We start from the raw sequence: 12,697 nt of genomic DNA, 5'->3' as shown, positions 1-12,697 counted from the left end.
AGCCGAAACCGGTTCCCCCGGGGCTACTGGTCCCCGTACGCGGCCGTGGAGGCGATCAGCCGCGCCGAGGCGGCCGGCACCCGGATCCCGTGGATCTGGGACGGGGCCACCCTGGCCGGACGCGGGCCCGCCGGGACCGCCCAGTGCGGGGCCATCCGCGCGCAGTCGCCCAGCAGCTGCGCCAAGCCTGGCTGACGCGAGGCTTCCGCGGCGCGCAGGTCGGCGGTGTACTCGGTGTGACCGAAGCCATCGGTGAAGGTCATGTCCGAACCGTAGGCATCCGGGCGTACGTGAAGAAAGCCCTACTACGGGGTAGTTTCGTACGGTCGGAACAAGGCTGCCGACCGGGTAGTTTTGACTGTCCCCTTGCCGTCCTTCGCAGGAGCATCCACGCCGTGCGTATCGCAGTCACCGGCTCCATCGCCACTGACCACCTGATGACCTTCCCCGGCCGTTTCGCCGACCAGCTGGTCGCGGACCAGCTGCACACGGTCTCCCTCTCCTTCCTCGTCGACAACCTCGACGTACGGCGGGGCGGCGTCGGCCCGAACATCTGCTTCGGCATGGGGCAGCTCGGCAGCCGCCCGGTCCTCGTCGGCGCGGCCGGCTCCGACTTCGACGAGTACCGCGCCTGGCTGGACCGGCACGGGGTCGACACCGAGTCGGTCCGGATCTCCGAGGTGCTGCACACCGCGCGCTTCGTGTGCACCACCGACGCCGACCACAACCAGATCGGCTCCTTCTACACGGGCGCGATGAGCGAGGCCCGGCTGATCGAGCTGAAGGCCGTCGCCGACCGCGTGGGCGGCCTGGACCTCGTCCTGATCGGCGCGGACGACCCCGAGGCGATGCTCCGCCACACGGAGGAGTGCCGCACCCGCGGGATCCCCTTCGCCGCGGACTTCTCCCAGCAGATCGCGCGCATGGACGGCGAGAACATCCGCACCCTGATGGAGGGCGCGACGTACCTCTTCTCGAACGAGTACGAGAAGGGCCTCATCGAGTCGAAGTCGGGCTGGACCGACGAGGAGATCCTCGCCAAGGTCGGCACCCGGGTCACCACCCTCGGCTCCAACGGCGTGAAGATCGAGCGGGCCGGCGAGGCCCCGATCGTGGTCGGCTGCCCCGAGGAGACCGCCAAGGTCGACCCGACCGGCGTCGGCGACGCGTTCCGCGCCGGGTTCCTCACCGGTCTCGGCTGGGGCGTGGGCCTGGAGCGCGCGGCGCAGCTCGGCTGCATGCTCGCGACGCTGGTCATCGAGACCCTCGGCACCCAGGAGTACACCCTGGCCCGGGCCCACTTCATGGAGCGCTTCACCAAGGCGTACGGGGAAGAGGCCGCGGCGGAGGTCCGCGCCCACCTGGCCGCGTAACGGCCGGGCACCCGCAGGCAGGGGCCGGACCGCGCACGAGCGCGGGGCCGGCCCCTGCCTGCGCCCCGGGTCAGACCTGGCGGCGGACCGTGTACGCCACGCCCGCGGGGCGTCCGGCCTCGCCGAGGTAGGCGTGGCCCCGCATCGCGCACCACGCCGGGATGTCCAGCCGGGCCACCTCGTCGTCGGAGACGACCGTCACCGTGCCGCCCACCGGGACCCGGCCGATGGCCCGGGCCAGCTCGATCACCGGCTGGGGGCAGCGCAGGCCGAGCGCGTCCAGCTCCAGGGAGTCGGCCACCGGCTCCACCGCCGGGGGCTCGCTCACGCCGAGCTTCTCCCGTACGCCCGCCACCGCACCCGGCAGCACCTCCAGGAACGCGTTGACCTCCTCCGCCGTGGTCCCCGGCGGCAGGGACACCCGTACGTTCCCCTCCGACAGCACCCCCATCGCCCGCAGCACGTGACTGGGGGTCAGTGTGGAGCTGGTGCAGGAGGAGCCGGAGGAGACCGAGAAACCGGCGCGGTCCAGCTCGTGCAGCAGGCTCTCCCCGTCGACGTACAGGCAGGAGAAGGTGACCAGGTGGGGCAGCCGCCGGTCCGGGGCGCCGACCACCTCCACGTCCGGGACCAGCCGGACCACCCGCCGCCGGATCCGGTCCACCAGGACCCGCAGCCGGGCGGCCTCCGCCTCGGCCTCGGCCCGTACGGCCCGCAGCGAGGCCGCCGCCGCCACGATCGCGGGAAGGTTCGCGAAGCCGGGGGAGCGCCCCGACTCCCGCTCGTCCGCCGGGCCTTGGGGGGAGAACCGGACCCCCTTGCGGACCGCGAGCAGCCCGACCCCGGGCGGGCCGCCCCACTTGTGGGCGCTCGCGGCGAGGACCGACCAGGCGCCCTCCACCGGGCCCCAGCCCAGCGACTGCGCCGCGTCCACCAGCAACGGCACCCCGGCCGCGGCGCACGCCTGCGCCACCTCCGCGACCGGCTGCACCGTGCCCACCTCGTGGTTGGCCGACTGGAGGCAGGCCAGGGCGGTCTCCGGGGTCAGGGCGGCGGCGTACCGGGCCGCGTCGACCGCGCCGTACCGGTCCACCGGGACCTGGGTGACGGTGCCTCCGGTCCGCTCGTGCACGTCCGCCGCATGCAGTACAGAACTGTGTTCGACCGCCGATACGACCAGATGCCCGCCGACACGCCGGCGACCGGCGAGGACCCCCGAGAGGCCCGTGTGAACCGCGTGCGTCCCCGAAGGAGTGAACACGAGCTCGTCGGCGCGACAGCCCACGGACTCCGCGGCCGCCTCCCGCGCCGCGTCCAGCAGCAGCCGGGCGCGCCGTCCCTCCCGGTACAGCCGGGCCGGATCGGCCCAGCCCTCGTCCAGGGAGGCCTGCAACGCCTGCCGGGCCACGGGGTGCAGGGGGGCGGCGGACGCGCTGTCGAAGTACGGCATCCGGTCACGCTAGCCGGAGCCCGGGACCGTACGAGGTCAGGGGCCGTCAGATGTCTTCCGGAGGGGGCCGGTCAGGGCCGATCGCACCGTCCCCCGGACGGCGGATCCATCCCTTCGGGGGCAGTAGCGGCGCGTTGGGCACCCTCCCCGCGCGACCCCAAATAGCGTCCAGTAGGGTTTGGTCCGCATAAACATCCAAACCCCTGCCTGCGTCAGGGCCGGCGACCGACCCGAACACGGCCGCGGCCGGCCGCGCGGGCCGAGACTCTCGGGAAGGCGCTACGTGAGTCCCTACGGCTCCGACCGCTCGCCGCGGCGCCCGATGCGGCGGAAGCTGCTGCAGGCGCTGACTGCGGGCGTGGTCCTGGCGACCGCCACTGGTTGCTCGTATACATGGAAGAACTTCCCCCGCCTCGGAATGCCGACTCCGGTAACCGAGGAGGCGCCGCGCATCCTCTCCCTGTGGCAGGGATCCTGGGCAGCCGCGCTCATCACAGGCATCCTGGTGTGGGGCCTGATCATCTGGAGCGTCATCTTCCACCGGCGTAGCCGGACGAAGGTGCAGGTTCCGCCGCAGACCCGGTACAACATGCCCATCGAGGCGCTGTACACCGTGGTCCCGCTCATCATCGTTTCGGTGCTCTTCTACTTCACCGCGCGTGACGAGTCGAAGCTGCTCTCCCTCTCCGCCAAGCCGGCGCACACGATCAACGTGATCGGCTACCAGTGGAGCTGGGGCTTCAACTACATCGAGGACGTCGACGGCGACGCGGCCACCCCGAAGGCGGGCGAGGTCCCCAAGGAGCTCGCCTCCATCCCGGACCGCTTCTCCAAGGCCTTCCCCGCCGGCGCCGAGGGCGTCTACGAGAAGGGCGTCCCGGGCGACCGGAACCCGCAGACCGGCAACCCGGGGCCGACCCTGGTCCTCCCCATGGGTGAGAAGGTCCGCTTCATCCTGTCGTCGAACGACGTGATCCACTCCTTCTGGGTGGTCCCGTTCCTGTTCAAGCAGGACGTCATCCCGGGCCACACCAACGTCTTCGAGGTCACTCCTTCCCAGGAGGGCACCTTCATGGGCAAGTGCGCCGAGCTCTGCGGTGTCGACCACTCCCGGATGCTCTTCAACGTCAAGGTCGTCTCGCCTGAGAAGTACCAGGAGTACCTGAAGCAGCTGGCCGAGAAGGGGCAGACCGGCTTCCTGCCGGCGGGCATCAAGCAGACCGACCCGGCCCGGAATGCGGAGACGAACAAACTGTGAGCATCCTCAACGAACCTCAGGGTGCCGCCGCAGCTGACTCGTACGAGAACGAGCTGCCGGTACGGCGCAAGCAGCCGGGCAATGTCGTCGTGAAGTGGCTGACCACTACCGACCACAAGACCATCGGCACGATGTACCTGGTCACATCGTTCGTGTTCTTCATCATCGGCGGGATCATGGCGCTCTTCATGCGCGCCGAGCTGGCCCGTCCGGGTACGCAGATCATGTCGAACGAGCAGTTCAACCAGGCGTTCACGATGCACGGCACGATCATGCTGCTGATGTTCGCGACGCCGCTCTTCGCCGGGTTCGCGAACTGGATCATGCCGCTGCAGATCGGCGCGCCCGACGTGGCGTTCCCGCGGCTGAACATGTTCGCGTACTGGCTGTACCTCTTCGGCTCGACCATCGCGGTGGCCGGCTTCGCCACGCCGAACGGCGCCGCCGACTTCGGCTGGTTCGCCTACTCCCCGCTGTCGGACGCCGTCCGCTCGCCGGGCATCGGCGCCGACATGTGGATCATGGGTCTGGCCTTCTCCGGCTTCGGCACGATCCTCGGTTCGGTCAACTTCATCACCACGATCATCTGCATGCGCGCTCCGGGCATGACGATGTTCCGCATGCCGATCTTCACCTGGAACGTGCTGCTGACCGGTGTCCTGGTCCTGCTCGCCTTCCCGGTGCTGGCCGCCGCGCTCTTCGCGCTGGAGGCCGACCGGAAGTTCGGTGCGCACGTCTTCGACTCGGCCAACGGTGGCGCACTGCTGTGGCAGCACCTCTTCTGGTTCTTCGGACACCCAGAGGTGTACATCATCGCCCTGCCGTTCTTCGGAATCATTTCCGAAGTGATCCCGGTCTTCTCCCGCAAGCCGATGTTCGGTTACATCGGCCTGATCGGCGCGACGATCGCGATCGCCGGCCTCTCGGTGACCGTGTGGGCCCACCACATGTACGTCACCGGCGGTGTGCTGCTGCCGTTCTTCTCCTTCATGACCTTCCTGATCGCGGTACCGACCGGTGTGAAGTTCTTCAACTGGATCGGCACCATGTGGAAGGGCTCGTTGTCCTTCGAGACACCGATGCTCTGGGCCGTCGGCTTCCTCATCACCTTCACCTTCGGTGGTCTGACCGGCGTCATCCTGGCCTCGCCCCCGATGGACTTCCACGTCTCCGACTCGTACTTCGTCGTCGCGCACTTCCACTACGTCATCTTCGGCACCGTGGTCTTCGCGATGTTCTCCGGCTTCCACTTCTGGTGGCCGAAGTTCACGGGCAAGATGCTGGACGAGCGCCTCGGCAAGATCACCTTCTGGACGCTGTTCATCGGCTTCCACGGCACGTTCCTGGTGCAGCACTGGCTGGGCGCCGAGGGCATGCCGCGTCGTTACGCGGACTACCTGGCCGCCGACGGCTTCACCCTGCTGAACACGATCTCGACGATCAGCTCCTTCCTGCTGGGCCTGTCGATGCTGCCGTTCATGTACAACGTCTGGAAGACGGCGAAGTACGGCAAGAAGATCGAGGTCGACGACCCGTGGGGTTACGGCCGTTCGCTGGAGTGGGCGACGTCCTGCCCGCCGCCGCGGCACAACTTCCTCACCCTGCCGCGGATCCGTTCCGAATCCCCGGCGTTCGACCTGCACCACCCGGAGATCGCGGCCCTCGACCACCTCGAGGACCACGGTGCCGGCGTCAAGGCCGTCACCGGTGGCAAGGAGGCCGGCAAGTGAAGATCCAGGGCAAGATGTTCCTCTGGCTCTCCTTCTTCGTTCTGATCATGGCCGTCGTGTACGGCGTGTGGTCGAAGGAGCCCGTAGGCACCACCGCGCTGTTCCTGACCTTCGGCCTGACGGTCATGATCGGCTACTACCTGGCCTTCACGGCCAAGCGCGTGGACGAGATGGCCCAGGACAACCTGGAGGCCGACGTCGCCGACGAGGCGGGCGAGCTGGGGTTCTTCGCCCCGCACAGCTGGCAGCCGCTCTCGCTGGCCATCGGTGGCGCGCTCGCCTTCCTGGGCGTCGTCTTCGGCTGGTGGCTCATGTACTTCTCGGCCCCGGTCATCCTGATCGGTCTGTGGGGCTGGGTGTACGAGTACTACCGCGGTGAGAACCAGAACCAGTAGCACCGCTCGCGCGGCTGCGTCGCGCGGAACTTGGGGCCCGGACACCTCTTCGGAGGGGTCCGGGCCCCTCGTTTGCAGTCATCCCGCGCGCCGGATTTGTCATATCTTCATAGCGTTGGCTCCATGAAGCACTCACCGCGTCTTTGGACGGTACTCAGCTGCTCCCTGCTGGTCGCGTCCCTCGGGGCCGGCGCCACCGCATGCGGGTCCGGCGAGAAGAACCCGCTGTCAGCCCGCCCGTACGACGCGGGCGATCAGGTCGCCTTCAACCAGAGCTCCGGCAGCCGCCCCGTCGACCCCAACCGGCCCCTGGAGGTCACCGCCAAGAGCGGCAAGGGCCGGATCACCGACGTGACCGCCGTGGACACCCACGGGCGCCGCCTGGCGGGCGAACTCTCCGCCAAGGGCGACCGCTGGCACAGCACCGTCCCGATGGCCGCGGGCGTCCGCTACACGGTCACCGTGAACACCGAGGACGAGCGCGGCGCCCCGGGCCAGCGCACGCTCACCTTCGACACCACCCCGTCCAAGGGGGTCCTCCAGGTCGAGTTCGGCCCGGAGGAGGGCAAGTACGGCGTCGGACAGCCCCTCACCGCCGAACTGAACGAGCCCGTCAAGGACAAGGCGGCCCGCGCGGTCGTCGAACGCGGTCTGGTCGTCGACGCCCCGGCCGGGGTCGAGGGCGCCTGGCACTGGGTGGACGACAAGACGCTGCACTACCGCCCGAAGGACTACTGGCCCGCCAACACCGAGGTCTCCGTACGGAGCAACCTGGAAGGCGTGCGGGTCACCGACGAGCTCCACGGGGCCGCGGCCAAGCCGCTGAAGCTGGAGATCGGGGACCGCGTCGAGGTCACCACCGACGCCTCCTCGCACTGGCTGACCTTCAAGCGCAACGGAGAAGTGGTCAACTCCATCCCGGTGACCACCGGAAAGCCGGGCTTCTCCACCCGCAACGGCATCAAGGTGGTGCTCGGCAAGCAGTACTACGTCCAGATGCGCGGCGACACCGTCGGCATCGGCGGCAGCGAGTACTACAACCTGCCCGTCTACTGGGCGACCCGCGTCACCTGGAGTGGTGAATACGTCCACGCCGCGCCGTGGTCCATCGGCTCGCACGGCTACGAGAACGTCAGCCACGGGTGCACCGGCATGAGCACCGGCAACGCCGCCTGGTTCTACGAGAACATCACCGAGGGCGACATCGTCCAGGTGATCAACAGCATCGGCGACGACATGGACATCTTCGGCAACGGCTTCGGCGACTGGAACATGGACTGGAAGGACTGGCGCGAGGGCAGCGCACTCCTGAAGGGCACCCAGGAAGGCCGCAGCGCCGTCGACCAGGCCCGGCTGCGGCCCACCGTCTGACCGGACGGCTCCGGCCGTCCGCTGCCCGCCCCGTGGGGCCGTACGCGCCCGCAGACGCCTCCTGCAGCGTCGGCGACCGCGCGGACGGCCCCACCGCTTCCTGCCGCCGTACCCCGCCGGGTGGGCCGCGCCGCGCCCGGCGGGGGCTGCGAGTTGGGGCACAAGGTCCCGTACGGCCCCAGGGGAGCCCGTGGGGCCGTACGGGACCTGCTCAGGCGTCCAGGGACAGACGGGCCCGCAGAAGGCCCGCCAGGGCCTCGGCGAACTCCACAGGATCCACCGGAAGGGTGACGGCCGCGTCGGCACGGCTCCACGTCGCCAGCCATGCGTCCTGAGGCCGCCCCATCAGCAGCAGCACCGGCGGGCAGCGGAAGATCTCGTCCTTGATCTGCCGGCACACGCCCATGCCCCCGGCCGGGGCCGCCTCGCCGTCCAGCACGCACAGGTCGATGCCGCCCGCGTCCAGCGCGGACAGGACCGCCGGAAGGGTCGCGCACTCCAGGAACTCCACCGGCGGCAGGTCAGCGGCGGGCCTGCGGCCGGCCGCCATGCGCACCTGCTCCCGGGTGCCCGCGTCGTCGCTGTAGACCAGAACCCGCGCAGTCGCCCGCATTTCGTTCCTCCACGTGTCCGTGAATCACGCTCTTGATGCGCGGATGCTACTCCGTCCGACCCCGTGTCAACATCGGTTCGGACAGCATCGACCCGGCGCTTCCGGGGCCGCTCTGATGGGCCGTTCGGGCCTTGCACACGCCCCGGACACTCCGAACGGCACCCCCCAGGGTGAGGGCGGGATAAGCGACCGACATAATGTCGGTCGTGGCGACAGCAACGACAGTAGATACCGGGCACGCGCACCCGACGGTCAACAGGCCGAACCTCGTCAGCGTCGGAACCATCATCTGGTTGAGTTCCGAGCTGATGTTCTTCGCGGCCCTCTTCGCGATGTACTTCACCCTGCGATCCGTGACAGGCGCCGAGTACTGGACAGCCGAGGCCTCGGCCTTGAACCTGCCCTTCTCGGCGACGAACACCACGATCCTGGTGCTTTCCTCGCTCACCTGCCAGCTCGGCGTGTTCGCCGCCGAGCGGGGTGACGTGAAGAAGCTCCGGACGTGGTTCATCATCACGTTCGTCATGGGTGCCATCTTCATTGGCGGCCAGGTGTTCGAGTACACCGAGCTGGTCATGCACGAGGGCATGAGCCTCTCGTCCGGTCCGTACGGCTCGGTCTTCTACCTGACCACCGGCTTCCACGGTCTGCACGTGACGGGCGGTCTCATCGCCTTCCTGCTGGTCCTCGGCCGGACGTACGCGGCCAAGAGGTTCACCCACGAACAGGCCACGTCGGCCATCGTCGTGTCCTACTACTGGCACTTCGTCGATGTCGTCTGGATCGGCCTCTTCGCGACGATCTACCTGATCAAGTAGCGAACACGTCACCGGGCAGGTCCCGGCACTCCATCCAGAAACACCGACGCAGAAGATCCTGACACCGGGGTAATCCGTGAAAAAGCTCTCCGCACGACGACGCCATCCGCTGGCGGCGGTCGTCGTTCTACTCCTCGCCCTGGCGGCCACTGGGGGGCTGTACGCCGCCTTCGCGCCCGCAGGCAAGGCGCAGGCCGATGAAACCGCCCAGTCCCTCGCCATCGAGGAGGGCAAGAAGCTCTACGCCGTGGGCTGCGCAAGCTGCCACGGAACCGGCGGTCAGGGTTCCTCTGACGGCCCGAGCCTGGTCGGCGTCGGCGCCGCAGCCGTCGACTTCCAGGTGAGCACGGGCCGCATGCCCGCCCAGCAGCCGGGCGCGCAGGTCCCGAAGAAGCCCGCGATCTACTCGCAGGAGCAGATCGACCAGCTGGCCGCCTACATCGCGTCCCTCGGCGCCGGGCCCAGCGTGCCGTCCGAGAAGCAGTACGACCCGGCAGGTGCCGACATCGCCAAGGGTGGCGAACTGTTCCGCAACAACTGCGCGCAGTGCCACAACTTCACCGGCGAGGGCGGCGCACTGACGAACGGCAAGTACGCCCCCAACCTTGAGGGCGTCGAGCCCAAGGTCATCTACGAGGCCATGCTCACCGGCCCGCAGAACATGCCCTCCTTCCCCGACAGCACGATGCCGGAGAAGGAGAAGAAGGACATCATCGCGTACCTCCAGAACGTGAACGGTGACAAGTCGACGAACCCCGGTGGCCTCAAGCTCGGTGGCCTCGGCCCCGTCTCCGAGGGTCTGTTCGGCTGGATCTTCGGTCTGGGAACGCTGATCGCTGTCGCCGTCTGGGTCGCGGCCCACACCGCTAAGGCCAAGAAGTCATGAGTAGCCAAGACATTCCCGAAGAGAAGCACCTGCCGAGTGAGCAGGGCGACGCGCACCACGGTGCCGTAGCGGTCGCGGACGACCCGTTCGCCGACCCGGGCATGCCGGCCCACCGGCCGCGCATCCAGGACATCGACGAGGCGGCCGCCAAGCGCTCCGAGCGCACCGTGGCCCTGATGTTCGTGCTGTCGATGCTGTCCACGATCGGCTTCATCGCCGCCTTCGTGACCATCCCGATCGACAAGATCGTGTACATCTTCCCCATCGGGAAGGTGAGCGCGCTCAACTTCAGCCTCGGTCTGACCCTGGGCCTGGCCCTCTTCCTCATCGGCGCGGGCGCGGTCCACTGGGCCCGCACCCTGATGTCCGACGTGGAGATCGCCGACGAGCGGCACGAGATCGCCGCCGCGCCGGAGGTCAAGGCTCAGGTCATGAGCGACTTCCGGGCCGGTACCGACGAGTCGAACATCACCCGTCGCCCCCTGATCCGCCGCACGATGCTCGGCGCGCTGGCCCTGGTGCCGCTCGCCGGTGTCGTCATCCTGCGCGACCTGGGCCCGCTGCCCGAGGACAAGCTGCGCAAGACCCTGTGGGCCAAGGGCAAGCTGCTCATCAACCAGAACACGAATGAGCCGCTGCGTCCTGAGGACGTCACGGTCGGTTCGCTGACCTTCGCCCAGCCCGAGGGGCTGGAGGAGGAGCAGCACGACTACATGTCGCAGATCGCCAAGGCCGCCCTGATGATCGTCCGGATCCAGCCGGAGGACATCAAGGACAAGAAGGAACTGGAGTGGTCCCACGAGGGCATCGTGGCCTACTCCAAGATCTGCACCCACGTCGGCTGCCCGATCAGCCTGTACGAGCAGCAGACGCACCACGTGCTCTGCCCGTGCCACCAGTCCACCTTCGACCTCTCCGACGGCGCCCGGGTCATCTTCGGCCCGGCCGGTCACGCACTTCCGCAGCTGCGGATCGGAGTCAATGCCGAAGGCTTCCTCGAAGCGCTCGGTGACTTCGAAGAGCCCGTCGGTCCGTCCTTCTGGGAGCGCGGATGAGCACCGCCACTGAAACTGGGCGCAAGGCGCCGGCCGGCGAACGCGTGGCTGACTGGGCGGACGGCCGCCTGGGCATCTACGGCCTGGCCAAGGCGAACATGCGCAAGATCTTCCCGGACCACTGGTCCTTCATGCTGGGTGAGATCTGCCTGTACACCTTCATCATCATCATCCTCACGGGTGTGTACCTGACGCTCTTCTTCCACCCGAGCATGAACGAGGTCGTGTACCACGGCTCGTACGTGCCGATGCAGGGCGTCCGGATGTCCGAGGCCTACGCCTCGACCCTGGACATCAGCTTCGACGTCCGCGGCGGTCTGCTCATCCGGCAGATCCACCACTGGGCGGCACTGATCTTCGTCGCGGCGATGATGGTGCACATGATGCGCGTCTTCTTCACCGGCGCGTTCCGCAAGCCGCGCGAGGTCAACTGGGTCTTCGGCTTCCTGCTGCTGGTCCTCGGCATGTTCACCGGTTTCACCGGTTACTCCCTGCCGGACGACCTGCTCTCGGGCACCGGTGTCCGCTTCATGGAGGGCGCGATCCTGTCCGTGCCGATCGTGGGCACGTACCTGTCGATGTTCCTCTTCGGCGGCGAGTTCCCCGGCCACGACTTCGTGGCCCGGTTCTACTCGATCCACATCCTCCTGCTGCCCGGCATCATGCTGGGTCTGCTGGTGGCGCACCTGATCCTGGTGTTCTTCCACAAGCACACCCAGTTCGCCGGGCCCGGCAAGACGAACAACAACGTCGTCGGCATGCCGCTGCTCCCGGTGTACATGGCGAAGGCCGGCGGCTTCTTCTTCCTGGTCTTCGGCATCATCGCGGTCATCGCGGGCGTCGCCTCGATCAACCCGATCTGGGCACTCGGCCCGTACGTCCCGGACCACGTGTCCACGGGCGCGCAGCCGGACTGGTACATGGGCTTCTCCGAGGGCCTCATCCGTGCCATGCCGGGCTGGGAGATCAACCTGTGGGGCCACACGCTCGTCCTGGGCGTGTTCATCCCGCTGGTGGTCTTCCCGCTGGTCCTGGCCACGATCGCGGTGTACCCGTTCGTCGAGGCCTGGGTCACCGGTGACAAGCGCGAGCACCACATCCTGGACCGCCCGCGCAACGTCCCGACCCGTACCGCCTTCGGTGTGGCCTGGCTGACCTGGTACGTCATCCTGCTGATCGCCGGTGGAAACGACATGTTCGCGCAGTTCTTCCACCTGTCGATCAACTCGATCACCTGGTTCGCCCGCATCGGCTTCTTCGTCGGCCCGGTCATCGCCTTCATCATCACCAAGCGGATCTGCCTCGGCCTCCAGCGCCGGGACCGGGACAAGGTGCTGCACGGTCGCGAGACCGGCATCATCAAGCGCCTGCCGCACGGTGAGTTCGTCGAGGTCCACGAGCCGCTGTCGCAGGGCAAGCTGCACACCCTCACCTCGCACGAGCAGTACGCGCCGGTCGAGATCGGCCCGACGGTCGACGAGAACGGTGTCGTGCGCAAGGTCAAGGGCACGGAGAAGATGCGCGCGAAGCTCAGCAAGGGCTTCTACGCGGAGAACAACCAGATTCCGAAGCCCACGGTTGAGGAGTACAAGGAGATCCAGAGCGGCCACGGCCACCACTGATCCCCTGCTGAACGCATGAGGGACTGGTTTCGGCCAGTCCTGGTGTCGCCACGGCAAGAGCCCCGTCCAGTGTCTGGGACGGGGCTCTTTGCCGTCTCCGGGGCTGGATAGGCTTGGGGTCTTCCC

At 68.2% G+C, this 12,697-nt stretch carries 12 protein-coding genes; 9 read left to right on the top strand and 3 right to left on the bottom strand.

The genetic code is table 11. The annotated features are described in order from the left end of the window. Positions 1–23: 23 nt before the first annotated feature. On the bottom strand, positions 24–263 hold the full coding sequence (locus tag IO30_RS0131210; protein WP_051859733.1) for a hypothetical protein: 240 nt from the start codon (positions 261–263) through the stop codon (positions 24–26). A gap of 132 nt (positions 264–395) precedes the next feature. Here IO30_RS0131210 and IO30_RS0131205 point away from each other — a divergent pair, with 132 nt between their 5' ends. Continuing rightward, a complete protein-coding gene (locus IO30_RS0131205) occupies positions 396–1,373 on the top strand; it encodes a carbohydrate kinase family protein (RefSeq protein WP_031148547.1) in 978 nt (325 codons plus the stop codon). Positions 1,374–1,443: 70 nt separating this feature from the next. On the opposite strand, the gene IO30_RS0131200 is transcribed toward IO30_RS0131205, so the two are convergent. Beyond that, positions 1,444–2,823 carry a cysteine desulfurase/sulfurtransferase TusA family protein gene (locus tag IO30_RS0131200; RefSeq protein ID WP_031148545.1) on the bottom strand — a complete coding sequence of 460 codons (1,380 nt, stop codon included), beginning with the start codon at positions 2,821–2,823 and terminating at the stop codon, positions 1,444–1,446. Positions 2,824–3,106: 283 nt separating this feature from the next. On the opposite strand from IO30_RS0131200, the gene ctaC reads away from it, so the two are divergent. The 4 genes from ctaC to IO30_RS0131180 all read left to right on the top strand — a co-directional run bounded on the left by ctaC (position 3,107) and on the right by IO30_RS0131180 (position 7,577). Then, a complete protein-coding gene (gene ctaC, locus IO30_RS0131195; protein WP_031148543.1) occupies positions 3,107–4,081 on the top strand; it encodes an aa3-type cytochrome oxidase subunit II in 975 nt (324 codons plus the stop codon). Beyond that, positions 4,078–5,811, top strand: a complete 1,734-nt coding sequence (gene ctaD, locus IO30_RS0131190) for an aa3-type cytochrome oxidase subunit I (RefSeq protein WP_031148541.1) — start codon at positions 4,078–4,080, stop codon at positions 5,809–5,811. The genes ctaC and ctaD overlap by 4 nt, the downstream gene beginning before the upstream one ends. Further along, the gene (locus tag IO30_RS0131185; protein WP_031148539.1) at positions 5,808–6,206 is read left to right on the top strand and encodes a cytochrome c oxidase subunit 4; all 399 of its coding nucleotides are present in this window, start codon (positions 5,808–5,810) and stop codon (positions 6,204–6,206) included. The genes ctaD and IO30_RS0131185 overlap by 4 nt, the downstream gene beginning before the upstream one ends. Before the next feature lie 123 nt (positions 6,207–6,329). Further along, positions 6,330–7,577: a L,D-transpeptidase gene (locus tag IO30_RS0131180; RefSeq protein WP_031148538.1), complete on the top strand. Its 1,248-nt coding sequence runs from the start codon at positions 6,330–6,332 to the stop codon at positions 7,575–7,577. Positions 7,578–7,788: 211 nt separating this feature from the next. On the opposite strand, the gene IO30_RS0131175 is transcribed toward IO30_RS0131180, so the two are convergent. Then, positions 7,789–8,190, bottom strand: a complete 402-nt coding sequence (locus IO30_RS0131175; protein WP_031148536.1) for a DNA-binding transcriptional response regulator — start codon at positions 8,188–8,190, stop codon at positions 7,789–7,791. 197 nt (positions 8,191–8,387) lie between these two features. On the opposite strand from IO30_RS0131175, the gene ctaE reads away from it, so the two are divergent. The 4 genes from ctaE to qcrB all read left to right on the top strand — a co-directional run bounded on the left by ctaE (position 8,388) and on the right by qcrB (position 12,571). Next, positions 8,388–9,008 (top strand): aa3-type cytochrome oxidase subunit III, encoded by a 621-nt coding sequence (gene ctaE, locus IO30_RS0131170; RefSeq protein WP_031148534.1) that lies wholly within the window; start codon positions 8,388–8,390, stop codon positions 9,006–9,008. Positions 9,009–9,084: 76 nt separating this feature from the next. Continuing rightward, positions 9,085–9,894, top strand: coding sequence for a cytochrome bc1 complex diheme cytochrome c subunit (gene qcrC / locus IO30_RS0131165; protein WP_031148532.1), 810 nt, complete (start codon positions 9,085–9,087; stop codon positions 9,892–9,894). Further along, entirely contained in the window at positions 9,891–10,949 is a 1,059-nt protein-coding gene (qcrA, locus tag IO30_RS0131160; protein WP_031148530.1) for a cytochrome bc1 complex Rieske iron-sulfur subunit, read from the top strand. The genes qcrC and qcrA overlap by 4 nt, the downstream gene beginning before the upstream one ends. Beyond that, entirely contained in the window at positions 10,946–12,571 is a 1,626-nt protein-coding gene (qcrB, locus tag IO30_RS0131155) for a cytochrome bc1 complex cytochrome b subunit (RefSeq protein WP_031148528.1), read from the top strand. The genes qcrA and qcrB overlap by 4 nt, the downstream gene beginning before the upstream one ends. Positions 12,572–12,697 lie beyond the last annotated feature (126 nt).

Source organism: Streptomyces xanthophaeus (assembly GCF_000725805.1).
In the GTDB taxonomy this organism is placed as follows: domain Bacteria; phylum Actinomycetota; class Actinomycetes; order Streptomycetales; family Streptomycetaceae; genus Streptomyces; species Streptomyces xanthophaeus.
Note: the sequence above shows the minus strand (reverse complement) of the source record. Positions and strands in the feature narration are given on the sequence as shown.